General features: G+C 71.1%; 21 protein-coding genes. 8 read left to right on the top strand and 13 right to left on the bottom strand.

Translation table 11 applies throughout. The features are described from left to right. Positions 1-1,548: an alpha-L-arabinofuranosidase B gene (locus LOZ83_RS34025; protein WP_236795919.1), complete on the top strand. Its 1,548-nt coding sequence runs from the start codon at positions 1-3 to the stop codon at positions 1,546-1,548. Positions 1,549-1,669: 121 nt separating this feature from the next. Here LOZ83_RS34025 and LOZ83_RS34020 read toward each other — a convergent pair whose 3' ends face one another. From LOZ83_RS34020 to LOZ83_RS34000, 5 genes are read right to left on the bottom strand one after another with little or no spacing between them, the layout of a single operon-like run. Next, positions 1,670-2,947 carry a DUF58 domain-containing protein gene (locus LOZ83_RS34020; RefSeq protein ID WP_236795918.1) on the bottom strand — a complete coding sequence of 426 codons (1,278 nt, stop codon included), beginning with the start codon at positions 2,945-2,947 and terminating at the stop codon, positions 1,670-1,672. A 4-nt stretch (positions 2,948-2,951) separates the two neighbouring features. After that, positions 2,952-3,911 carry a MoxR family ATPase gene (locus LOZ83_RS34015; RefSeq protein ID WP_236795917.1) on the bottom strand — a complete coding sequence of 320 codons (960 nt, stop codon included), beginning with the start codon at positions 3,909-3,911 and terminating at the stop codon, positions 2,952-2,954. Beyond that, a complete protein-coding gene (locus tag LOZ83_RS34010; protein ID WP_236795915.1) occupies positions 3,908-5,014 on the bottom strand; it encodes a DUF4350 domain-containing protein in 1,107 nt (368 codons plus the stop codon). The genes LOZ83_RS34015 and LOZ83_RS34010 overlap by 4 nt, the downstream gene beginning before the upstream one ends. Continuing rightward, a complete protein-coding gene (locus tag LOZ83_RS34005) occupies positions 5,011-5,646 on the bottom strand; it encodes a DUF4129 domain-containing protein (RefSeq protein WP_236795913.1) in 636 nt (211 codons plus the stop codon). The genes LOZ83_RS34010 and LOZ83_RS34005 overlap by 4 nt, the downstream gene beginning before the upstream one ends. Further along, the gene (locus tag LOZ83_RS34000) at positions 5,643-6,599 is read right to left on the bottom strand and encodes a hypothetical protein (protein WP_236795911.1); all 957 of its coding nucleotides are present in this window, start codon (positions 6,597-6,599) and stop codon (positions 5,643-5,645) included. The genes LOZ83_RS34005 and LOZ83_RS34000 overlap by 4 nt, the downstream gene beginning before the upstream one ends. 115 nt (positions 6,600-6,714) lie before the next feature. Between LOZ83_RS34000 and LOZ83_RS33995 the strand changes: the two genes are divergently transcribed. Continuing rightward, positions 6,715-7,650 carry a neutral zinc metallopeptidase gene (locus LOZ83_RS33995; protein ID WP_236795910.1) on the top strand — a complete coding sequence of 312 codons (936 nt, stop codon included), beginning with the start codon at positions 6,715-6,717 and terminating at the stop codon, positions 7,648-7,650. A 7-nt stretch (positions 7,651-7,657) separates the two neighbouring features. On the opposite strand, the gene LOZ83_RS33990 is transcribed toward LOZ83_RS33995, so the two are convergent. The 5 genes from LOZ83_RS33990 to LOZ83_RS33970 form a co-directional block, all read right to left on the bottom strand. Then, complete coding sequence (locus LOZ83_RS33990) at positions 7,658-8,095, bottom strand: hypothetical protein (protein WP_236795908.1); 438 nt, start codon at positions 8,093-8,095, stop codon at positions 7,658-7,660. A 61-nt stretch (positions 8,096-8,156) separates the two neighbouring features. Next, on the bottom strand, positions 8,157-9,158 hold the full coding sequence (locus LOZ83_RS33985) for a TrkA family potassium uptake protein (RefSeq protein WP_236796015.1): 1,002 nt from the start codon (positions 9,156-9,158) through the stop codon (positions 8,157-8,159). Between the two features lie 103 nt (positions 9,159-9,261). Next, the gene (locus LOZ83_RS33980; RefSeq protein ID WP_308190365.1) at positions 9,262-9,399 is read right to left on the bottom strand and encodes a nitroreductase/quinone reductase family protein; all 138 of its coding nucleotides are present in this window, start codon (positions 9,397-9,399) and stop codon (positions 9,262-9,264) included. Between the two features lie 112 nt (positions 9,400-9,511). Continuing rightward, complete coding sequence (locus LOZ83_RS33975) at positions 9,512-12,718, bottom strand: ATP-dependent DNA helicase (protein WP_236795905.1); 3,207 nt, start codon at positions 12,716-12,718, stop codon at positions 9,512-9,514. After that, positions 12,715-15,888 carry an ATP-dependent helicase gene (locus LOZ83_RS33970; RefSeq protein ID WP_374202752.1) on the bottom strand — a complete coding sequence of 1,058 codons (3,174 nt, stop codon included), beginning with the start codon at positions 15,886-15,888 and terminating at the stop codon, positions 12,715-12,717. The genes LOZ83_RS33975 and LOZ83_RS33970 overlap by 4 nt, the downstream gene beginning before the upstream one ends. 67 nt (positions 15,889-15,955) lie before the next feature. Here LOZ83_RS33970 and LOZ83_RS33965 point away from each other — a divergent pair, with 67 nt between their 5' ends. Next, positions 15,956-16,240 (top strand): MGMT family protein, encoded by a 285-nt coding sequence (locus LOZ83_RS33965; RefSeq protein ID WP_236795903.1) that lies wholly within the window; start codon positions 15,956-15,958, stop codon positions 16,238-16,240. Between the two features lie 27 nt (positions 16,241-16,267). Continuing rightward, positions 16,268-17,035: a siderophore-interacting protein gene (locus tag LOZ83_RS33960; RefSeq protein ID WP_236795902.1), complete on the top strand. Its 768-nt coding sequence runs from the start codon at positions 16,268-16,270 to the stop codon at positions 17,033-17,035. On the opposite strand, the gene LOZ83_RS33955 is transcribed toward LOZ83_RS33960, so the two are convergent. Together LOZ83_RS33955 and LOZ83_RS33950 are read right to left on the bottom strand one after the other, a co-directional pair. Beyond that, positions 17,032-17,838 (bottom strand): uroporphyrinogen-III synthase, encoded by an 807-nt coding sequence (locus LOZ83_RS33955; protein WP_236795900.1) that lies wholly within the window; start codon positions 17,836-17,838, stop codon positions 17,032-17,034. The two genes, LOZ83_RS33960 and LOZ83_RS33955, sit on opposite strands and share 4 nt — an antisense overlap. Then, a complete protein-coding gene (locus LOZ83_RS33950; protein WP_236795899.1) occupies positions 17,831-18,796 on the bottom strand; it encodes a YafY family protein in 966 nt (321 codons plus the stop codon). Before LOZ83_RS33950 ends, LOZ83_RS33955 begins: the two co-directional genes overlap by 8 nt. A 62-nt stretch (positions 18,797-18,858) precedes the next feature. On the opposite strand from LOZ83_RS33950, the gene LOZ83_RS33945 reads away from it, so the two are divergent. Beyond that, entirely contained in the window at positions 18,859-19,251 is a 393-nt protein-coding gene (locus LOZ83_RS33945) for a DUF3224 domain-containing protein (protein WP_236795897.1), read from the top strand. Positions 19,252-19,257: 6 nt separating this feature from the next. Continuing rightward, positions 19,258-20,364 carry a DNA glycosylase AlkZ-like family protein gene (locus tag LOZ83_RS33940; protein ID WP_236795895.1) on the top strand — a complete coding sequence of 369 codons (1,107 nt, stop codon included), beginning with the start codon at positions 19,258-19,260 and terminating at the stop codon, positions 20,362-20,364. Between the two features lie 3 nt (positions 20,365-20,367). Here LOZ83_RS33940 and LOZ83_RS33935 read toward each other — a convergent pair whose 3' ends face one another. Continuing rightward, positions 20,368-20,970: a GntR family transcriptional regulator gene (locus LOZ83_RS33935; protein WP_374202751.1), complete on the bottom strand. Its 603-nt coding sequence runs from the start codon at positions 20,968-20,970 to the stop codon at positions 20,368-20,370. A gap of 136 nt (positions 20,971-21,106) precedes the next feature. Between LOZ83_RS33935 and LOZ83_RS33930 the strand changes: the two genes are divergently transcribed. Then, on the top strand, positions 21,107-22,537 hold the full coding sequence (locus LOZ83_RS33930) for an NCS1 family nucleobase:cation symporter-1 (RefSeq protein ID WP_236795892.1): 1,431 nt from the start codon (positions 21,107-21,109) through the stop codon (positions 22,535-22,537). Beyond that, positions 22,534-22,827: aspartate/glutamate racemase family protein (locus tag LOZ83_RS33925; protein WP_236795891.1), on the top strand; the 294-nt coding region annotated here is incomplete at its 3' end. The genes LOZ83_RS33930 and LOZ83_RS33925, both read left to right, overlap by 4 nt.

Here is a 22,827-nt window from a genome sequence, read left to right as displayed (position 1 = left end):
GTGACACTCAGATCACGCTTGCGCGTGTCGGTCGTCGGAATCGTCAGCATCGTGGCGAGCTGCCTGACCGCCCTCGCGGTCACCGGCACGCCGGCGCAGGCCGCTTCCTCGCTGCCCTGCGACATCTACGGCTCGGCCGGCACCCCGTGCGTCGCCGCGCACAGCACCATCCGCGCGCTCTACTCGTCCTACAACGGGCCGCTCTACCAGGTCAAACGCGCCGACGGGGCGCTGAACGACATCGGCCTGCTCGCCCCCGGCGGCATCGCCAACGCCGCCACCCAGGACAACTTCTGCCTTGACACCACGTGCGTCATCAACAAGATCTACGACCAGTCGCCGCGGCACAACGACCTCGACATCGAGGGGGCGGGCGGCGCGGGCGCCGCCGACGTCGGCGCACCGGCCAACGCGCTGCCGGTCAGCGTCGGCGGCCACACCGCCTACGGCGTCGAAATCTCGCCCGGCATGGGCTACCGCGACAACACCACCAGCGGTGTCGCCGTGAACGGCCAGCCCGAAGGCATGTACATGGTCGCGTCGGCCACGCACGTCAACGGCGGCTGCTGCTTCGACTACGGCAACGCCGAGACCAACAACCAGGACACCGGCAACGGCCACATGGACGCCGTCTATCTCGGCCTGCGCTGCGAGTTCGGCGGCTGCAACAGCTCCGGTGGTCCGTGGGTGGCCGCCGACCTGGAGAACGGGCTCTTCCAGTCCAACACCGGCACCCAGGCGTCCGACCCCGGCCCCGGCGTCATCCCGTTCGTCACCGCGATGCTGAACAACAACGGCCAGGATCACTTCGCCCTCAAGCGCGGCAATTCCCAGACCGGCGGCCTCACCACCACGTATTCCGGCTCCGAACCCACCGTGAAGTCCGGCTACTCCCCCTTGCACCAGGAGGGCGCGATCGTCCTCGGCACCGGTGGCGACAACAGCAACGCCGACTCCGGCAACTTCTTCGAGGGCGTCATGACCGCCGGGGTGCCCAGCGACGCCGCCGACGACGCCGTGCAGGCCAACATCGTCGCCGCCGGTTATGGCGGCGCCAACGGCGTGCCCGGCGGCACCCTCACCCCCGGCTCCTCGATTTCGCTGCGCGCCACCACGGCCTGCTGCACCACCCGCTACATCCGCCACGCGAACGGCGATGCCGTCACCTCGGAGATCACGTCCGGCAGCTCCGCCCTGGACAAGAACGACGCCACCTGGATCGTCCGTCGCGGCTTCGCCAACAGCTCGTGCGTTTCGTTCGAGTCCGGGAACTACCCCGGCGAATTCCTCCGGCACTCCGGCTACCAACTGCACCGCCAGCCGTTCGACGGCAGCACCCTGATGGCCAGCGACGCCACCTTCTGTCCCGCACCGGGAAACACCGGCCAGTACACGTCGTTCCAGTCCGTCAACTACCCCGGTTACTACCTCCGCCACTACGACAGCACCGTCTACATCGCCCGCGACGGCGGCGGCAGCAACGCCTGGGACACACCGACCCTGTGGGCCGACGACACGACCTGGGAGGTCACCGCGCCCTGGGCGTGAGGCCCACCGCTCTGGTCGCGCCGGGCGTGTTGGCCCGCCACGTCACCGAGTTGGCCCCGCGGGCAGCCAACTCACCGACGTGAGGAGCCAACACGCCCGCGTAGGCGGCAAACACGCCGGGTCAGGCGCCGGCTTTCAGGGCCAGGTAGCGGTCGGCGAGGGTCGGGGGGAGGTCGGCGGGGGTGGCGTCGACCACCTCGACGCCGTGCCGGCGCAGCAAAGCCGTGACGTGACGACGCTCGGCCAGGGTGCGTTCGGCTGCGGCGGCGTCGTACACGGCCTCGGCGTTTCCCCGTCCCTGAGCCATTTCCGCGATACGCGGATCCGCCACCGACGCGACGAGCAACCGGTGCCGGGCGGTCAGCGAGGGCAGGATCGGCAGCAGCCCGTCTTCCAGCGGCGCGGCGTCCACGGCGGTGAGCAGCACGACCAGCGACCGCTGCCGGGTCCGCCGCAGCACCTCACCGGCCAAACCGCGCGCGTCCGTTTCCAGCAGGCTCGGCTCCAGCGTCGCCATCGCGTTCACCAGCTCGGGCAGCGACCCGCCGCTGACCTTCGCGCGCAACTGCCGGTCGTAGGCGAGCAGGTCGACGCGATCGCCCGCCCGGGAAGCCAGCGTCGCCAGCAACAACGCGGCTTCCATCATCGCGTCCAGCCGCGGCTCGTCCCCGACGCGACCGGCCGACGTACGACCGGTGTCGAGCACGAGCAGCACGTGCTGGTCGCGTTCGGGCCGCCAGGTGCGGACCATGACGTCGGACGCGCGGGCGGTGGCGCGCCAGTCGATCGAGCGCACGTCGTCGCCGATCACGTACTCGCGCAAGGAATCGAACTCGGTGCCCGCGCCACGGACGAGCGCCGCCTGGCGGCCGTCGAGCTGCTGCAGGCGGGCGAGCCGGGACGGCAGATGCCGGCGGCTGTGGAACGGCGGCAACACCCGGACCGCCCAGGGCACGCGGTGCGATCCCTGCCGTGCCGCGAGTCCGAGCGGTCCGACAGCCCGCACGGTGACCCGCGCCGCCGAGCGCTCACCGCGGCGGGCCGGCCGCAGCGTCACGGTCACCGTGCGCCGCTCCCCCGCCGGAATCACGACGGGATGCCGGTCCAGCGACACACCCGCGCTGGGCGGCCACGCGTCCCGCACGATGCCGCGCACCGGGCGCCTGCCGGGATTCGTGATCGCCAGGTGCACCTCGGCCGGCTCGCCGAGCCGCGTCGAAGTCGCGCCGGAGCGCGTGAAGACCAGCCCGCGCACCCCACCGGCGAGGGCGAGATCGAGCAGGATCAGCACCAGAATGACCACGGCCACGGCCCCGATCCCGCGCCACGACGGGATTCCCAGCCCGACGACGACCACTCCGATGATGGCGAGCACCCCCGCCCGCGCGGTTACGGCCATCGGGTCACCGTGGCACCGGGACGGTCGCGAGCACCCGGTCGAGCACCCCGTCCGGGGTCACGCCCTCCAGTTCCGCCTCCGGACGCAGGTCCAGCCGGTGCCGCAATGCGGGGCGCGCCAAGGACTTCACGTCGTCGGGCGTCGCGTAGTCACGTCCGGCCAGCCAGGCCCAGGCTCGCGTCGCCGCGAGCAAAGCGGTGGCGCCGCGCGGGGAAACGCCGAGCCGCACCGAAGGCAGCGAACGCGTCGCCCGGCACAGGTCGACGATGTAGCCCAGCACCTGCGGGTTCACCACGACCCCGCCGACCGCCGCACGCGCCGCCGCCAGCTGCGCGACGCCCGCGACCGGGCGCACCCCCGCCGCCCGCAGGTCACGAGGGTCGAAACCCTGCGCATGCCGGTGCAGGATGCCGATCTCGTCCTCCCGCGACGGCGTGGGCACAGTGAGCTTCAGCAGGAACCGGTCGAGCTGCGCCTCCGGCAACGCGTAGGTTCCTTCGTACTCAACGGGATTCTGGGTGGCGATCACGATGAACGGGTCCGGCAGCGGCCGCGCCTTGCCCTCGACCGAAACCTGCCGTTCCTGCATCGCCTCCAGCAGCGCGGACTGCGTCTTCGGCGGGGTCCGGTTGATCTCGTCCGCCAGCAACAGGTTCGTGAACACCGGTCCCTCGCGGAACGCGAACTCCCCCGAGTCGTAGACGATCGAGCCGGTCACGTCACCGGGCATCAGGTCCGGGGTGAACTGGATGCGCGTGGTGCCGACGTCGAGCGCCGCCGCCAAAGTGCGCACCAGCAACGTCTTCGCCACCCCTGGCACGCCTTCGAGCAGCACATGTCCCTGGCACAGCAACGCGATGATCAGCCCGGTGACGGCGGCGTCGTTGCCGACCACCGCTTTGCCGACCTCTGCCCGCAGCGCCAGCAACGCGTCGCGAGCGTCCACGGCCGCCTCAGTCGTCAAGATCCTCGTACCTCTCTTTCCAACCGGTCGAGTTCGTCGGCGAGCCGGACCAGCGACGCGTCGTCGTCGGGAGCCGGCCCGTACAACAGCCACCGCGCGTCCGAGCCGGTCCGCGCGCCGATCGCGGTCAGCACTGCGGCGGGTTCCGCATCGGCACCGAGCCCGAGCACGGGCAGCAGCCGTTCGATCGCCGCGGCGCGCAACAGCCCGGCGGCGTGCGCGGCCGAGCACGAACGCCGATACAGTCGGCCGCGGCCTTCCGTCGTCTCGGCGGACCGAACGACGACGGGCAGTGGTTCGACGACGACCGGTCCGAGCCGCCGCGCCCGCCAGAGTGCGAACAGCACCGCCGCGATCGCCAGCTGGATCGCGCCGAACAGCCAGCCGCGCGGCAGCAAATCCGTCAGCGACCGCTGGGGCACCGCGGCGGCCGGATCACCCGGCGACGGGACGTACCAGACGAGCGTGCCGTGCCGCCCCAGCAACCGAAGCGCGAGCGCCGCGTTGCCTTCGTCGCCGAGCCGGGCGTTCGTCAGCGGGGTGCCGTCGCCGAGCAGCGTCGTGCTGCCGGTGATCTGCAGTAGCGAACCGCCGTAACACGGCCGACCGCGCTCGTGCGCCGCGTACTCGAGACCGCCGATCACCGCGTTTCCGGCGGCGACGGCCGCCGCGACCGTGCAGTCGGGCGAGCGCACCGAAGCGTCGTTCTGCCCGCGCACCACGACACCGGGCAGCAGCAGATCGAGCACGTCCTGCCCGGGCCCGACGAACACGGCATCGCCGGCCCGCCCGCGCAGCTGGCCCAACTGGGCAGGCCCGACCAGGCTCGGATCGGTGACCAGCAGCGTCGTTCCGTCATCCAGCGCCGCCGCCGTGTCGGGGAGCGAGTGTGTCGGCACGACCCGGACTCCCTGCTGTGCCAACAGGTTCGCGAGCGCGCGCGAACCACCGGGATCCGCCGACCCCGGATCGAGCGCACCGTGGTTCCCGTCGTCCCGGGCCAGCACGAGCGCGACGGCGCCGAGCAGCAGCACCACGGCGATGAACACGGGCGCACGCGCGGCCAGCCAGATCCGCCGGGCGTCGGGAGAAACCGTTGTCACGTAAGGACTCCCGGGCGCTCCCGGGACACCTGCTCGTCGAGCGCGGCGAGGCGGCGGTAGTCCTCGGCGGTCGCGGGGCGGTCGCCGTAGTGCACGTCGTCGAACAACCGGGCCGCCACGGCGAGCTCGTCGCGCGAACCCGGCAACCGGGCGCCCGCGGCACGTGCGGCCTCGTCGGCGGTGCGCCCGGAAAGCGCTTCCAGCACCTCGCGTTCCTCGAGCCCGCGCACGATCGCGCGGAAACGGTCACGCACGGCCGGGGCGAACTCGCCGGCAGCGAAAGCGCTTTCAGCGGCCTGCCGGTAATCCGCCGCGGTGCGCGTCCGGTCCTCGAACACCGTCCCGGGCACGCGGGCGTTCCGGGCCAGCTTCCCGACCCGCAGCCGCACCACGACCGCGATCAGCACGAGCACGGCCAGCAGCACCACGAGGCCCAGCACACCGCCCGGCACGGCCTTGGACGCGGCGTCGAACAGGTCGGACAGCCGGTGCGCCAGCCAGTTCAGCATCCGGCCGGCCAGGCTGGGATCGGCCGCGTGGTACTCGGGCTTGGCCAGTTCCGCCTGGGCCGCATGCTGCGCCGCGTCCCGGTCGATGGTGACCGGGACGTCCGCGGGCAGCGGCAGGATCACTGCGGCGCCGCGGCCGCGCGCGCCAGCTGGATGTCCATGCCCTCCTTGCGCATCCGCTGGTCGATGTACAGCAACGCGGTCGCGGCCGCGGTGAACGGCCCGACGATCGTCTGCGCGATCACGCTGCCGAGCGTGGACAGCAGCTGGCTGCCGATCGACTCGTTCGCGATGTCCGCCGCGTCGGAGGTGACGCCGAGCCCGACCCCGAACGGGATTTCGATGACGGTGCTGATGATCACGCCGACGATCCCGGTGAGCAGCAGCACACCGAACACCCGCCACCAGGTGCCGGACACGAGCCGCCAGGACCGCCGCATCGACTGGCCGATCCCGGCCCGCTCCAGCACCAGCGCGGGGGCGGCCAGGCTGAGCAGCGCCCACATCCAGATGCCGGGAATGATCAGGAAGATCGAGGCGACCGCGACGATGATGGTGACCAGCACGGTCAGCCCCAGCAGCGGCAGCAGGCGCGGGCGCAGTTCCGCCATGGACTCGCGCAGCGTGACCGGGCGGCCGAGTACCGCCTTGCCGACGACGACCGTGATGAACCCCGCCAGGAACGTGCGGATCAGCAGCGAGATCACCAGCAGCACGCCGAGCGACGCGAGCAGGCTGCCGAACATGTCGGTCACGTAGCGCATCTGCTCGGCCTGGGTGGCGGCCGGGCCGGGCTGCACCGCGCGGGGCGCGTCACCGAGCACCCAGTTGGAGGCCACCAGGTCCAGCGCGCCGGCGACGACCGCGATCAGCGCCGAGACCCCGAAGACCAGGGCCGGATACCGCCGCATCGTCTGGATGGCGCCGTCCAGGATCTCGCCCACGGACAGCGGCCGCAGCGGGATCACGCCGGGCTTGCCGTAATCGCCGCCGGGCGCCCGCGTGGGTGGCGGCGGGGCGGGCGGCAGGTCACTGCGCGGCTGGTCGGGGTTGGTCCAGCCCCCGGTGTCACTCATCGAGGTCTCCTTCGTCTGTACGCGCCCACTCTCGCAGAGCACGCGGCGGCCGACCATGCCGGGCGCGCGGCTCTTTCTCCAGTCGTGATCTCCGCGCTGGCTATGCTGGCGCGCGATGACATCTCCGCCGCCGCCCCGACGACACCGCAGTTCGAGGTCGTCCTCCGGACCGCTGATCGCGTTCACGCTCAGCGCGGTCGCGGTGCTACTGGCCGGGCTCGTGGTGTTCGTCGTGGTGAGCCACACCGGCGGCTCGGACAACGCGTCCGGTAGCACGCCCGCCTCCACCGCACCCGGCAGCGGCAACGCCGCACCTGGCGCGGTCGCCGGCCAGAAGGTGCTCGCCCTGGCCGACCACCCCATTCTGCGCGATCCGGACGCCGGGTTGCAGAACATCGTCTGCACGCTGCCGGAATGGCACCGGGACGAGGCGTCGGTCGAGGCGTTCTTCACCGCCGCCGAGCAGTGCCTGAACGCCGCGTGGGGCCCGTTCCTGCAGGCGTACGGCCTGCCGTTCGCGCCACCGACGCTGCATTTCCCGGACAGCGCGCGGTTCGACACCGCGTGCGGCACGATCGGCGTCGGCGTCGAGACCGCGGCGTATTACTGCGACAACAACCTGTACGTGCCGTACAAGGGACTGCAGATCGACCAGTACGGCGACAATCCCGGCGTGTACCTCGCGCTGATCGCGCACGAGTACGGCCACCACGTGCAGGAGTTGTCGGGGATCATGGACGCGGTGTGGCAGCAGATCTACCGCGTCGGGCAGGTCACCCCGGCCGGGCTGGACCTGTCGCGGCGCAAGGAGCTGCAGGCGCAGTGCTTCTCGGGCATGTTCCTGGGCGCGGTGGTCGACCGGGGCGGTTCGGTCACCCGGGACATGTACGAAAAGGCCTGGCGCGACCAGGACACCCGCGGGGACAACACCTCCGGCACCCACGACCACGGCACGAACGCGCATTACGCCGCGTGGTGGCGCAAGGGGGCGCAGTACAACCGGATCGCGCAGTGCAACACGTTCGCCGCACCCGCGGCCGACGTGTCGTAGTTCGCCTTCAGCCCGCGAGCGCGGGCGTGCGGGAACGCCGCTGAACCAGAAACGCGTAACCGCCGCCGCTGAGGCAGCTCAGTGCCAGCAGCGCGAGGCCGACCGGGCGCCGCAGGTCGCTGTGTCCCACCACGACATCCGCCAGGTGCACGTCCACCGTGCCGGCACCGAGATCGGACGGGACGGTGATCTCGACACGGTCGTTCTTGTCGTGCCCGCAAGCGTCGAGCGAACCGGTGCGGGGCTGGCCGCCGGACTGGAACTGCACCGTCTCGACGGCGTTCGCGTCCGAGCAGGCCGCCGGAGTCATGACCGTGGCTTCGGCGACCGTGCCGCTGCTCGACGGGGCCGAACCCAGGACGCCGGGGCCCGCCAACCACACGAAGAACACGATCACGATCCCGGCGAGCGCCGGGATCACGAGGCTCTGCCAGCGCAACCGCACGGACGCAATGGTTCCAGATGATTCCGGGGATTCCCAGGGAGACCGCTGTGCGCTCGATCTATCACTCGTTGTGGTCAGCCGGGGTCACTTTCCGCACATACAGCAGGCGGTCGCCCGGTTCGATGGCGTCGACCTGCGGCGAGTCGACGCGGTGCAGGCGGCCGTCGCGGACCACGCCCAGCACGATGTCACTCAGATGCCGGGGCGAACCTCCCTCTTCGGACTGTTCGACGGCACGCTCCGCGATCGCCAGTCCGGACTCCGGCGTCAACAGATCCTCGACCATGTCGACCACGACGGGGGTGGAGGTGGCCATGCCGAGCAGCCGGCCCGCGGTCTCACTGGAGACGACGACCTGGTTCGCGCCGGACTGCTTCAGCAGGTGCACGTTCTCCGCCTCGCGCACCGACGCGACGATGTGGGCCTTCGGCGCCAGTTCGCGGGCGGTCAGGGTGGCGAGCACCGCCGAGTCGTCCCGGTTCGTCGCGACCACCACGGCCCGGGCGCGCTGCACCCCCGCGACGCGGAGCACGTCCGAGCGGGTCGCCGAGCCGTGCACGGTGACGAGGCCGAGCGCGGCGGCCGCGTCCAGCGCCTGCTGGTCGGTGTCGACCACGACGATCCGGTTCGGCTCGACGTTCTCGTCGCCCAGCAGCGTCTTGACCGAGGCCCGGCCCTTCGTGCCGAAGCCGACGACCACCACGTGGTCCCGCACCTTGGACCTCCACTTCTGGATCCGGAGCGCCTGCCGCGACCGTTCGGTGAGTACTTCCAGTGTCGTCCCGACCAGCACGATCAGGAACAGCACGCGGAGCGGGGTGATGATCAGGACATTGACCAGCCGGGCGGTCGCGCTCACCGGGGTGATGTCGCCATACCCGGTCGTCGAAAGCGAGACCGTCGAGTAGTAGAAGGCGTCGAGCAGCGACAGCCCGTCGCCGTTGACGTCGCGGTAGCCGGCGCGCCCGGCGTAGACGATCAGGACCGTCGCGACGAGCGCGAGCAGCGCGCCGAGCACCCGCCGGCCGATAGACCGCAGCGGGCTGATCGACGGCTCCGGCATCCTGATGACGCCGACGAGGTCCGCTGGGTCCGGATCACGCACGCGGCGGATCGTAAAGGATCAATCCCCGCAGGGCTACCCGTCGCGACGCCCGGCAGCCGGGTCAGCAGTCGATGACCACGATCGGGATCTCGCGTTCCGTCCGGTCCTGGTGGGCGGCGACGTGCGGATGGCTCTGGGAAAGTTGCGCGAACAGCTGCTCGCGTGCCGCGCCTTCGGCGGTGGTCGCCACGGCTTCGATGCCGGCCCCGCCGGAGGCGCTCGTCGCTCACCACCCCGTTGTTCGCCCGGAATTCGTCCACGATGGCTCTGTTGACGGCTCTCATGTCATCCGGCATCGACATGGGCGAACCCTAACCCTCAGGTACAGATCGCAGCAGGTCTTTCAGGCCGTCGGCGTCGAGCAGGTCCACCGGGCGCAGGGTGTGATCGTCGCGGACGTAATGGAACGCGGCGCGGACTTTTTCCAGTGGCACATCGGAAAGCGAAGCCCACGCGAGCCGGTACGCCGCGAGCTGCACGGCCAGCGACCGCAGCTTCGGCTCCTCCGGCACCGCGCCCGTCTTCCAGTCGACGACCGTCCAGCCGCCGTCCGGATCGGCGAACACCGCGTCCATCCGGCCCCGCACCAGCACCCCGTCGACCTCCGTGGAGAACGGGACCTCCACCTCGTGCGGCGTCCGGACCGCCCAGCTACTCGCCTCGAACGCCGCGCGCAGTTCGTCGAGCGCCTCATCCGGTGCGGCCGCTTCGTCGGCCGCGCCGGGCAGGTCGTCGATCTCCAGCAGGCGCGCACCGGCGAAACGCCGCTCCAGCCAGCCGTGGAACGCGGTTCCCCGGCGAGCGAATGTGTTGGGCGGCACCGGAAGTGGCCGGCGTAGCCGGCGTGCGAGCGCCCCCGGGTCGGACGCCAGCTCGACCAGCTGGCTCACCGACAGGTGACCCGGCAAGGCGACCTGATCCGCCGCACCGGCACGCTCGGCCAGTTCGGCGAGCAGCACATCGGTGTCCGCGATCCAGCCGTCCGGATCGTCTTCCTCTTCCCACAGCACCGGCGATTCCAGCGCGGCCAGCACCATTTCCGCACCCTCGGCGACGGCCGGGCGCCGAGCACCGAGCGGGTCGACCGGCCACTGCGCCGTCCGCGACTGCGTGACCAGCGGGTTCTCGGCGTCCTCCGCCGGTTCGTCCGCCCAGACCGTCGAGCCCGCGAGCGCGGCGATCTCGGCGAGGAAGTCCGACGGGCCCTTCGGCCGCGTGCTCGTCTCGTTCCACCAGAACCCCGACACGATCAGCGCGTGCTCCGACCGGGTCAGCGCGACATAGCAGAGCCGCCGCTCCTCCTCGGCCTCCCGCTCGGCGAAACTCTGCTCGTGGATCTCGAATGCCTCGCTGATCTCCTTGCGGTCCATGCCCATCGACACCCGCAGCGTCGGCAGATCCTGCGCGTCACCTCGCAGGTGCGCGGGCAGCGACGTCACCGTGCGCAGCCACGAGGACGAGCGGCGCCTGTTGGGGAACACCTCGCGCGCGAGGTGCGGCACGGCGACGACCTGCCATTCCAGCCCCTTCGCGGAATGCACGGTCAGCACCTGCACGCGATCCGGCAGGACCTCGATTTCGCCGGGCGTCAAGCCATCCTCGGCGTGCGCCGCGGTCAGCAGATAGTCCACAAAGGACATCAGCGTGGCGTCCGGTGCGGTTTCGGCGAAATCCGAGACGACATCCGCGAACGCATCGAGATGGGCCCGGCCCGCACCGCCCGGCCGGGCCAGCGACTCGACGTCGAGCCGCATCGTGCGCTCCACGTCGGCCACCAGCTCCGGCAGTGACTGGTCGAGCCGCCCCCGCAGCCTGGACAGCTCGTCGGCCAGCTGCCGGATCCGTGCGTACCCGTCTTCGGAGTAGCGCGCGGGGTTGCCCGGATCGTCGAGGGCGTCCACGAGCCCGGTCTGCTCGGCACGTTCGGCGAACAGATCGTCCACACTGGACTCGGGAGTCGGCGGCGGCGCGGCGATCTCGTTGGCACGCCGCCACAACGCCGCGAGATCCGACGCCGCCAGCCGCCAGCGCGCGCCGGTCAGCAGCCGGGCCGCCGCTGTTCCGGCGAGCGGGTCCGCCAGCACGCGCAGGGTCGCGACGAGGTCCGCGACCTCGGGCTCGTCGAGCAGCCCGCCGAGCCCCACGACCTCGACCGGCAGCCCGCGCGCGCGCAGTTCCGCCGCGATGGGCGCCATGTCGGCTCGCCGGCGCACCAGTACGGCCGCGGTCGGCGGCGAACCGGTCGCGTCCGCGTGTTCGTACCAGCGGCGCGCGAGCGCGTCGGCGACCCACTCCCGCTCCTGGCGGATATCGGGAAGCAGCCCGCATTCGATATCCGCCGGGCCGGCGCCGTCTCGCGCACGCAAGCGCGCCACGCCGAGCCCGCGAGCCCGCAGCGGCTCGGCGATGCCGTTGGCGAGGGTGAGCACCTCCGGCGGGTTGCGAAAGCTGGTGAGCAGCCCGTACTCGCGAGCCGGCACCAGCTTTCCGTTGTCGGAGCGGGGAAAGTCGGTGGTGAACCGGGGCAGGTTGGCCGCGCTCGCGCCACGCCAGCCGTAGATCGCCTGCGCCGGGTCGCCCACCGCGGTGACCGGCAGCGGCGGGTTCTCCCCCACGCCACCGAACAACGCGCGCAGCAGGACGCGCTGCGCGTGCCCGGTGTCCTGATACTCGTCCAGCAGCACCGCGCCGAACCGATCCCGTTCGCCGCGCGCGACCTCGGGATGGCTCTCCGCGAGCTGCGCGGCCAGCGACATCTGGTCGGCGAAGTCGAGCGCGCCGTCGGCCCGCTTGCGCCGGTGATACCCCTCGACGAGCGGGATGAGCGCGAGCCGGAACCGTTGTGCCGCAGCGATTTCTCGCAGCGCCTGCGGCAGCGCGGCGCGCCCTCCCTTGGCGCGCGGCGCGGTCTCGATCAGCTCGCACAGCCAGGTACTGTACTCCGCGAGCTGCTCTTCGGTGACCAGGTGCTCCCCCAGCTCCCCGGCGAGCGCGAGCACTTGGGCCGTAACCGAAGCGGGCACCCGGTCGGTATCCAGATCATCGTCCCATGTGGACACCACCCGGTGCGCGAGCTGCCACGACGAGGTTTCGGACAGCAGCCGGACACCGGGCTGCACCGGCAGCCGCAACCCGTGCTCGGACAGCAGCCGCCCGGCATAGGCATGGTAGGTGAGGACCGTCGGCTCACCGGCGAGCACGGCGGCACGGCGGGCGCCGCCGGGATCGACGCGATCCAGCAGCCCCGAACCGGCCAGCCGGCGCAGCCGCGCACGCACCCGCTCGGCAAGCTGGCGGGCGGCCTTGCGGGTGAACGTGAGCCCGAGCACGCGTTCCGGCGTCGCGACACCGTTGGCCACCAGCCACACCACGCGTGCGGCCATCGTCTCGGTCTTGCCCGCGCCCGCGCCCGCGACGACGAGCGCGGGCTCGATCGGCGCGGCGATCACCGCGGCCTGTTCGGGCGTGGGCGGGTGCAGGCCGAGCGCGGCGGCGACCTCGGCCGGGCTGACGGTCATCCTCCGGTCACCTGCCGCCCCTCGGGCCGCAGCGGGCAGGAACCCCTGGCGGGACAGCGATCGCAGTCGGTGTTCTCGTCGGCCCGGTACCCCGGCCCGGACGCGGACGCCGCGACGTCGCGGACGAGCTCGAGCCAGCGCTGGCCGCTTTCCTCGTCGAGCGGTGGCTGTTCCCGTTGCGTGGCACCGGTCTTGTTGTTGGCCTTGGCCAGGTACACCAGTTTCGCGCCACCGGGCTTCTTGTCGTCGCCGAAAGCGCCCAGCAGCACCGACAGCTGGTAAGCGGCCAGCTGCGGGTGTTCCTCGGCGTCGGAGGCGGACACGGCGTTCTTGCCGGTCTTGAGATCGATGATCACCGGGCGGCCGTCCTTGTCGGACTCCAGCCGGTCGACCCGGCCGCGCAGCCGCACGAGCAGGCCGTCCTCGCCCACCGGCAGCTCGACCTCGATGTCCTGCTCGACACCCAGCTGCGCCAGTTCGCCCCGGCTGGTTTCCAGCCAGGTCAGGAAGTTGCGCACCATCTGCTCGACCCGGCCACGCTCGCGGCGCGAGAACCACGGCGCGCCGGCGTCGACCTTCGCCCATGCTTCGTCGAGCGCCTCGCGCAGCCGCTGGTCGTCCATCCCGTCCGCGGCTGCCTGCGCGAGCCCGTGCACCAGGGTGCCGGTGATCGCCGCGAGCTGTGCCGGGTCGCTGCCGCCGTGCCGCTCGATCACCCAGCGCAGCGGGCATTTCTTGAGCGTGTCCACAGTAGACGGTGAGATGCGTACGACGTCACCGGCTCCGTACAACGGTTTCTCCGAGGACACGTCGGCCGCGCCGTACCACGAGCCGGGGTGCGCGCCCGGCACGTCGGCGTCGGCCAACCGGGCCAGCTGGCGCGCCGCCCGCTTTCGCCGCTCGGGTTCGGTTCGCTCGTCGCACACGGCTTTGCGTAGTTCGCCGACCAGCTCGGCCAGGACGAGTGACCGGCCCGGCGGCTTCATGCGTGAGTCCACACCGGACTCGTCGGCGCTGTTCGGCTCGATGTCGTCGACGAACCGTGACGGCTGCTCGTCCTCGCCCGCGACGGCGCTGACCAGCAACGTGTGCCGCGCCCGGCCGGCCGCGACGTAGAACAGGCGCCGCTCCTCGGCCAGGATCGGCGCCGTCGCGGACACCACATCATCGTCCACACCGGACAGCAGGTCGACGAGCCTTTCCACGCCCAGCAGGGAACCCCGCAACCGGAGGTCCGGCCAGCTGCCTTCCTGCGCGGCGGCGATCGCGACCAGATTCCACTCGCGTCCGGCCGCGCCGTGCGCCGTCAGCAGCGACACGCCCTCGCCCCGCGCGGCGACCGGCGCCAGGCTGTCGCCCGCGATGTTCTGTGACGACAGGTAATCCGCGAACGCGGCGACACTCGCCCTGGGCAGCCGGTCGACATAGCGCCCGGCCGCATGGAACAGCGCGACGATCGCGTCGAGATCCCGGTCCGCCTGCGAACCGAGGGTGCCGCCGCGGGCGGACTGCCGCACCAGGCGCGGCTGCAGCCCGCCTTCCCGCCACAGCTCCCACAACACCTGTTCGACCGGTGCGCCGCGCCGGATCGCGGCCGCCGTCACCGCGATCAGCCCGCCGATGCGCCGGATCGGGGCCGCCTCGGCCGCCGCCAGCCCGGCGAGCTTGTCGTTGTCCCGCAACACTTCCAGCAGCAGCTCGTCGCTCGACCGCTGCCCGCCGCCGGCCAGCTCGAGCCGCCGCAGGCCGCGCCGCATCCGCCGCAGCGCGAGCGGATCGGCGCCACCGAGCGAGGACGACAGCAGCATCTCGGCGAGGTCGACGTCGAGCACCTCGGGGTCGGCCGCGACGCGCAGGATCGCCAGCAGCGGGCGCACCGCAGGCTGTTTCGCCAGCGGCAGCTCCTCCGCCGCCGACGCGATCGGCACCCCCGCGGCGCGCAAAGCCCGTTGCAGGACGGGAAAAGATCGGCTCGGGGAGCGCACCAGCACCGCCATGTCCGACCACGGCACCCCGTCGGTGAGGTGCGCGCGCCGCAGCTGGTCGGCGATCCAGCTCGCCTCCGCGGACGGCGTGGGCAGCAGGCGAACCTTCACCGCGCCGTGCTCCGCGGCCGGCGCGAGCCGCGGCGCGCGATGCCGGTTGGCGCCGGAAAGGGTGCCCGCGAACTTGGTGACCGCCGCGTGCACCTCGGTGCTCATCCGGTGCGCGCGGGTCAGCGTGACCGTCCGGTCGCCGTTGGGGTCGGCGTCGGCGAGCAGCGCGGGATCCGCGCCACGAAAGGAAAACACGGCCTGATCCGGGTCACCGGCGAGCACGAAGTCCTCGGCCGCCGAGCCCAGCAGGGTGATCAACCGGAACTGCAGCGGATCCAGATGCTGCGCGTCGTCGACGAACACGTGCCGGACGCGCGCCTGCTCACGGGTCAGCAGCTCGGGATCGCCCTCCATCTCGACGAGCGCGCTGGCGACCAGCTCGGCCGCGTCGAGCGCCGGGGCACCGCCCGCGCCCTGCAGGATCGTGACTTCCTCGTACTGGCGCCAGAATTTCCCGGCCGCGATCCACTGCGGCCGGTCCGTGCGGCGGCCGAGCTTGACCAGATCGTCCGGGCCGAGGCCGCGTTCGGCCGCGCGCAGGATCAGATCGCGCAGCTCCTCCGCGAACCCGGGCACCGGCAGCGCGGGCCGCAGCTGCTCGGGCCAGTTCTCGGCGCCGAGCTCTAGGTCACCGGCGAGCAGCTCACGGACCACGACGTCCTGTTCCGGACTGGACAGCAGCCGCGGCGGCGGCAGGCCCTGGACGCCTGCCTGCAACCGCAGCAGCGCGAACGCGTACGAGTGCACCGTGCGGACGATCGGCTCGCGGATCGTGCGGCCGTGCGCGCCGGACGTGCCGCGGCGCGTGATGTCCGCGCGCAGCGAGTCGGCCGCGCGGCGCGAAGCCGTCAGCACCAGCACGCGTTCGGGATCGATCCCGGCGTCGATCCGGTTCGCCACCGCCGTGGCCAGCAGCGATGTCTTACCGGTGCCCGGTCCGCCGAGGATCCGCACGAACCCGCCGGCCGCGTCGATCACGGCCTGCGCGGCGGGTTCCCAGTGCTGCGGGCGCAGCGGCTCGGCGGGGCGGCGGATCAGCCGCGCCCGCCGCGTCGTCGTCCCGCGCGTGTTCACAGTGCGATCGAATCATGACCCACTGACAGAAAGGTGAACGGCCGCGCCGCCGGAGTAACTTTGGCCCATGGACGAGGAGCTGCACGAGCGCGTGCGGGACGTCATCGCGTCGGTGCCCGCGGGGAAGGTCGCGACCTACGGTGACATCGCGACCGTCGCCGGCGCGCCGTCGCCGCGGATGATCGGCCGGATCCTGTCCGAGGACGGGCACGACCTGCCATGGCACCGGATCCTGCGCGCCAACGGCACCCCGGCCCCGCATCTCGCGCACCGTCAGCTCGAACTGCTGCGCGCGGAGGGGGTGCTGGCGGACGGCCAGAAGGTGGATCTGCGGAAGTACCGCTGGCGATAGCGGCATGGTTAGGTTAGCCTTCCCTTCGTGGAGACTTCCGAGGCGCGGGTGAAGCAGGTACGGCGGCTCAGCCCGCACATGGTGCGTGTCAGCGTCACCGGCGAAGGCCTGCGGCGGATGACCTCTCCCTGTCCGGACGCCTACGTCAAGCTGTTCTTCCCGCTGCCCGGCCAGGATCGCCCGCGGCTGCCGGAGCTGCACGACGACTCCTGGTATCGCACCTACCTCGCGATGCCCGACGAGATCCGGCCGCCGATGCGGACCTACACCGTGCGCGCCCATCGCGGCACCGAGATGGACATCGACTTCGTCCTGCACGGCGACGGCGGCCCGGCCAGCCGGTGGGCACACGGCGCGCGGCCCGGGGACACGATCGCGATCCTCGGCACGGGCGGTTTGCACATACCGCCGGAGGACTCCGAATGGCAGTTGCTGATCGGCGACGAATCGGCACTGCCCGCGATCGGCGCGATCCTCGAACGGCTTTCGCCCGGGGCGGTGGCGCACGCGTTCATCGAGGTCGACGGGCCGGCGGAAGAGCAGCGGTTCTCGACCCTCGGGAACGTGCGGACGTACTGGGTGCATCGCGGCGACGCGCCCCACGGTGAGTCCGTACTCAACGCCGTCCGGCTCGCCCGGTTCCCCGACGGCACGCCATACGCCTGGATCTCCGGCGAGGCCGGCATGGTCAAGTACGCCCGACGGCACCTGGTGAACGACCGGGGATTCGCGAAGAACGCCGTCACATTCACCGGGTACTGGCGGCTCGGCGCGACCCAGGATCAGATGGTTTAACTACCCAGTTCGGACACCAGCAGCTTCACGAGCGCGCCCAGCCGCTGGCGTTCCGGTTGCAGCGTCGGCACCCCGGCAGCCGTCAGCGGTGCCGCGGTGACCGGCCCGACGCACGCGCACACCACGTCGCTTCGCAGGGCCCGCACCAGTTCTTCGTACTTACCGCGCTGCCGCGCCAGGCTCAGCAGGTTCGCCGTCGCCGGGGCGCTGGTGAACGCCAGCGCGTCCACCTGCCGGTCCAGCACACCGTCCAGCAGCTGGTACGCCGGGTCCAAATCGGACGGCCACTCCCACCGGTAGGGCTGCACCTCGATCAGCCGTGCACCCGCCGCAGCCAACGCGTCCGTGTGCTCCGGCAGCGAGGAACCGTGCAGCTGCACGGCAATCCGCTTACCGTCCACACCGGACTCCAGTACGTGCGCGAACAACTCACGGTTGCTCTCCTCCGGCGCCGACCACTCCTCGGTCAGGCCGCGACCGCGCACAGCGCCCTTTCCCTTGGGGCCACGGGTGAAGATGCGCGCGCGGCCGAGCGTCGCGTGCAGCCGGGCGGACACACCCCAGCCGTCCGCCGCCTCGAACCAGCCACGGAAACCGGCGCCCGTGGTCACCGCGAGCGCGTCGATACCCTCGGCCAGCACGTCGTCGGTCGCCGCGCGCAGTAGGAGATCATCGGGCAGCGGCACGATGTGGATCATCGGCGCGTGCCGCACTGTCGCGCCGTTGCGTTCGAGCGCGCTGATGAACTCCTCCGCGCGCCGCTCCGCTGTCACGCCGATGGTGCGCCCGGTCAGATCACCCATAGGTCGCACCCATCCGGGCGACCGCGGCGGCGACCTCGGCGCGGAGGTCGGCCGGTTCGAGTACCTGCAGCTCCGGCCCGAACCGCAGCAGCTCACCGAGCGCCGGGGCACCCGGCTCGACCGGCAACTCCACTCGCAACCACCCGTCCTCGTCCGGTTCGTCGCGGCACTCGCGCAGCGCGCGGGCGCCGACGGCTCCGAGGTAGAACGGTACGAGGTCCCGCCCCAGCCGCGACAGCCGCACCACCGCGACCCGCGGGTACATCCGCCGCTCGAACTGCTCGGACCACTCGCGCCAGTATCCGGCGAGGTCGAAATCCGCGGGCCGGGTGAAGATTTCGCCCAGCTGGAGACGGTCTATCCGGGACACCCGGTAGGTCCGGGTACCGCTGTTCGCCCGGGCGGCGAGATACCAGTTGCCCGCCTTGAGGATCAGGCCGAGCGGTTCGAGCACGCGATCGACTTCGCTGTTGTCCCAGCGGCGGTAGCGGGTGGTGATCCGGCGGCTTTCCCAAACGGCGCGCGCGATCTCGGCCAGCTGCGGCAGGCTCTCGATGCCACGGAACCAGCCGGGCACGTCGAGGAAGAACCGCTGGGCGACCTGGCCGGCGCGGTCCCGCAGTTCGGCGGGCAGTGCCGCGTACAGCTTCAGCTGCGCCGCCGCGAGCACCGTGCCCAGCCCCAGCTCGGCCGCCGCGACGGGCAACCCGGCGAGCGAAAGCGATCGCGCCTCCTCTTCGGTGAGCCCCGTCAGGCGCGTGCGATAGCCGTCGACCAGCTGATATCCACCCGCCCGGCCGCGGTCGGCGTACACCGGCACACCGGCGGCCGACAACGCCTCGATGTCCCGGTACACCGTCCGCACCGACACCTCGAGCTCCGCCGCCAGCTCGTCGGCGGTCATCCGGCCGCGGTTCTGCAACAGCAACAGCACCGACAGCAACCTGCTCGCCCGCACGGGTTCCAGTATCGCTCAAAAACCTGACAGTAGATGGCAGGTATCCGCGGAATCCTGACACCATGACCAACACGTTCAGCATGAAGACCTGGGAAGAAGCCATCGTCGACGGGCCCGAGAACGGGCCGCGGTTCGTGCACGCGCACGCCACCTTCGCCTATATCGGGGTCATCGAAGGCACCTCGGTGGGCGACTCGCTGCTGTACTACGCGGGCGAAGGGTACGACGGCGGGGGCAACACGGCGCCCGGCCTGGAGCGCATCACCGGCAGCGTCGACGGCCGGAAGGGCAGTTTCGTCATCCGGCACGAGGTACGTTATGGAAGCGACGGTGTCCACGGCACGTTCACCGTCGTGCCCGGTTCGGCGACCGGTGAGCTGGCGGGGCTCAGCGGCAGCGGGACGATCGCCGGGGCGAGCGAGACCATGGACTACACGTTCGAATACACCCTGTAGGAACCGATGCTGGAAGTGGATCGCGAACAGGTCGTCGCCTACCGGATCGCGGCGCAGGGACTGCACCGGACGGCAAAGGATGCCGCCGAACTGGCGGTGTTCGATCTCGGGCTGCAGAGCACGCAGCGGGACACCGCGGAGATCTCGGTCGCGGCGCGCTTCGACGGGTCCTTTGTGGACGATGACAGGTTCGTGCTCGCCTGGACGCATCGGGGTGCGCCGCATTTCCACCGTGCCGCGGAAATCGGGGCGGTCACGCGGGCGCTGATCCCGCTCGACGAGGCCGATGCGATGGCACGGATGGGCTGGCAGCGCCGGCAGGTCGAGGCCGCCGGGATGAGTGCCACGGACGGCCTGTTCACGGCGGCGCGGGCGATCCGCCAGGTGGTGGACCGGACGATGACCAAGGGCGCGGTCAGCACGGAGATCACGAAGATCGTGCCGGCGGGCCTGTCCTACTGGTGCCGGGGTTGCCAGGCGACGCATATCCTCGAGCAGGTGATGCGCCTGGCCGCCATCCATGGCGGCGCGCGACTGGAGGCAGGGACGACTCCCGCGACACTCGCGCCTGTCGCCGGCCGCGGTCGCGTGCGCACGACGCCGTCCGTTCCCGACGCGACGGAAGTGGTGGCGCGGTATCTGTCCCTGCACGGCCCGGGAACGGCGTCCGACGCGGCGGGCTTCGTCGGCACCACGGCCGGTGCCGTGAAGAAGATGTGGCCCACAGACCTGGCGGAGGTCCGCTTCGACGGCCGGAAGACCTTCATCCCGGTCGGTGACGTGGACCGGCTCGCGAACCCGCCCGAGCCGGATGTGGTGCGGTTGTTGCCGCCGTGGGATCCGTATCTGCAGTCGCGGGACAGGGTCACGATCGTGCCGGACAAGGCGCGGCAGAAGGAGATCTGGAAGATCCTCGGCAATCCCGGCGCGGTGCTGGCGGGCGGCGAGATCGCGGGCGTCTGGCGCACCAAGGGCAGCGGCCGGAAACGCCTGGACTTCACGGTGACCCTGTTCGACCCGTTACCGCCGTCCGCTCGGAAAGCGGTGGAATCCGAGGCAGCACGGGTAAGCACCGCGCGAGGCTTCGACGACCACCGGATCACCTGGGCCTGAAGCTCACTCCGGGAACAGGAGTCCCAGCGTCACCTTCCGGTTGACCCGCACGTGCTCCAGGGCGCAGGTCTTCGCCTGTTCCGGGTCGCCGGAAGCGATGGCGTCGTACAACCGCCGATGCTCGGCCAGCAGATCGTTCCAGTGCTCGTTCTGGCCGGTCAGCCAGGCCAGCCGCCCTTCGAGTGGCTGCATCAGCGTCGACAGCAGCCGGTGCCCGGCGACGGCGAGGATCTCCTCGTGGAAGCGGTTGTTCGCGGCCGTGATCCGGGTCCCCTTCCCGCTGGCGGTCGCGTCGGCGGCATCGGCCAGGACGGCGTCCAGCCGGGCCAGCCCGGCCGAACCGGCGCGCTCGGCGGCGAAGCCACAGGCGAGGACCTCCAGTGCTTCTCGCACGTCGAACAGCTCTTCGACATCGACCTTGGACAACTGGCGGACCACGACGCGCCGTGGCGAGGGGGTTTCCAGGAACCCCTCGGACTCCAGGGCTCGAATCGCCTCACGGACCGGGAGCCGGGAAGCCCCCAGGTCCTCGGCGAGGTCACGCTCGACGAGCCGGTCTCCGGGCTTCAGCTTGCCCGTGATGATCCGCTCGCGTAATTCGTCCACCACTCGCTGCCGTACCACGGCCAGCGGTTTCTGACTTAACACGAACGCAACCCGCCTCTCCCTTGACGTACGGACGCCAGTGTACGACCTTTGGGATACCAAGTTTTGGTATCCCAAACCACCGGGAGGAGTCGTCGTGACCGCCGTCGAAGCCGCGACCGGAACCGAGCCCGCCACCGGTTCCCGGCTGTACAACGAAGATCTCGCCCCGGCCAAGGAGCGCAAGTGGAAGGTGTACGACATCTTCGCGCTCTGGATGTCGGATGTGCACAACCTCGGCAACTACACGTTCGCCGCCGGCCTGTTCGTCCTCGGGCTGTCCGCCTGGCAGGTGTTCACCGCCCTGCTGTTCGGGTTCGTGATCATCTATTTCGGCATGAACCTGATGGGCCGTGTCGGGCAGCGGACCGGCGTGCCGTTCCCGGTGGTCGCGCGGATCAGCTTCGGCACCGCGGGCGCGAACGTGCCCGCGCTCATCCGGGCGATCATCGCGATCTTCTGGTACGGCATCCAGACCTACCTCGCGTCGGTCGCGATCACGGTGCTGGTGCTCGCCATCGATCCCGGCCTGAAATCCTGGACCGAACACGGTTTCCTCGGCCTGCACGCCCTCGGCTGGATCTGTTTCGTCGCCCTGTGGGCGATCCAGGCCCTGATCCTCACCCGCGGGATGGAGGCCGTGCGGAAGTTCCAGGACTGGTGCGGCCCCGCGATCTGGGTCGTGATGATCGCGCTCGCCGTCTGGATCCTCGCCGCCGGGCACTGGAGCATCTCGTTCACCGAAAGCCCGAAAGCGCTTTCCACCGGTGAGCAGTTCCGCCAGTGGTTCGGCGCCGCGGGGCTGATCCTCGCGACCTACGGCACCCTGATGCTCAACTTCTGCGACTTCTCCCGGTTCGCGCCTGACCAGAAAACGGTGCGGCGCGGGAACTTCTGGGGCCTGCCGATCAACTCGACCGCCTTCGCGCTACTGTCGGTGATCGTCACCGCGGGCAGCCTCAAGGTGTTCGGCGAAGCGATCACCGATCCGGCCGAGCTACTGTCCAAAGTGCACAGCACGCCGATTCTCATCATCGGCGCCGTCACGTTCGCGGTGGCCACCATGGGCGTCAACATCGTCGCGAACTTCGTCTCTCCCGCCTACGACCTGGCCAACATCTGGCCCAGGCGGATCAACTTCAAGACCGGCGGGATGATCAGCGCGGTGCTGGCACTGTGCGTGCTGCCGTGGAAGCTCTACTCCTCACCGGGCGTGGTCAACTACTTCCTCGGTGGGCTCGGCGCTTTCCTCGGCCCGCTGTTCGGGATCATGATCGTCGACTACTACCTGGTCAAGCGAGGCAAGGTGGACATCGCCGGACTGTTCGACCCCGCTGCGGGCTCGCCGTACCACTACCGTCGCGGCATCAATCCGCGCGCCCTCGGGGTGTTCGTGCCGACGGCCGCACTCACCGCGGTGATCGCACTGGTGCCGCTGTTCGCTCCGGCCGCACCGTACTCGTGGTTCATCGGCACGGCCGTGTCGGCGGTCGCGTACTTCGCCGTGGGCAAGAGGACGACAGCGTGAGAATCCTGGTCACCAACTGCAACACCACCGAAGCCATGACGAAGGAGATCGAGGCCGGGGCGCGCGCGGCGGCAAGTCCCGGCACCGAGATCCTGGCCCGCACCCCGTCCTGGGGCCCCGAGTCGGCCGAGGGCTGGCTGGACAGCTTCCTGTCCGCCGCGGCGGTACTGGATCTGTTGCGTACCACCGAAGAGCAGTTCGACGCCGTCGTGGGGGCCCGGGTGGGGGGGCCCCGCCCCCCAGGCGCGCGGGGCCAACACGACCGTACCCGCCACCACAAAAACCAAACC

It is taken from the genome of Amycolatopsis sp. GM8, from assembly GCF_021653975.1.
Taxonomy (GTDB): Bacteria; Actinomycetota; Actinomycetes; order Mycobacteriales; family Pseudonocardiaceae; genus Amycolatopsis_E.
This window is presented reverse-complemented; position numbering and strand designations above follow the sequence as displayed.

Coding starts and splice junctions, on each gene's coding strand:
- LOZ83_RS34020 (WP_236795918.1), bottom strand. CDS start 2,947: ATGGCCGTAACCGCGCGGGCGGGGGTGCTCGCCATCATCGGAGTGGTC.
- LOZ83_RS34000 (WP_236795911.1), bottom strand. CDS start 6,599: ATGAGTGACACCGGGGGCTGGACCAACCCCGACCAGCCGCGCAGTGAC.
- LOZ83_RS33995 (WP_236795910.1), top strand. CDS start 6,715: ATGACATCTCCGCCGCCGCCCCGACGACACCGCAGTTCGAGGTCGTCC.
- LOZ83_RS33985 (WP_236796015.1), bottom strand. CDS start 9,158: ATGCCGGAGCCGTCGATCAGCCCGCTGCGGTCTATCGGCCGGCGGGTG.
- LOZ83_RS33975 (WP_236795905.1), bottom strand. CDS start 12,718: ATGACCGTCAGCCCGGCCGAGGTCGCCGCCGCGCTCGGCCTGCACCCG.
- LOZ83_RS33965 (WP_236795903.1), top strand. CDS start 15,956: ATGGACGAGGAGCTGCACGAGCGCGTGCGGGACGTCATCGCGTCGGTG.
- LOZ83_RS33955 (WP_236795900.1), bottom strand. CDS start 17,838: ATGGGTGATCTGACCGGGCGCACCATCGGCGTGACAGCGGAGCGGCGC.
- LOZ83_RS33945 (WP_236795897.1), top strand. CDS start 18,859: ATGACCAACACGTTCAGCATGAAGACCTGGGAAGAAGCCATCGTCGAC.
- LOZ83_RS33940 (WP_236795895.1), top strand. CDS start 19,258: ATGCTGGAAGTGGATCGCGAACAGGTCGTCGCCTACCGGATCGCGGCG.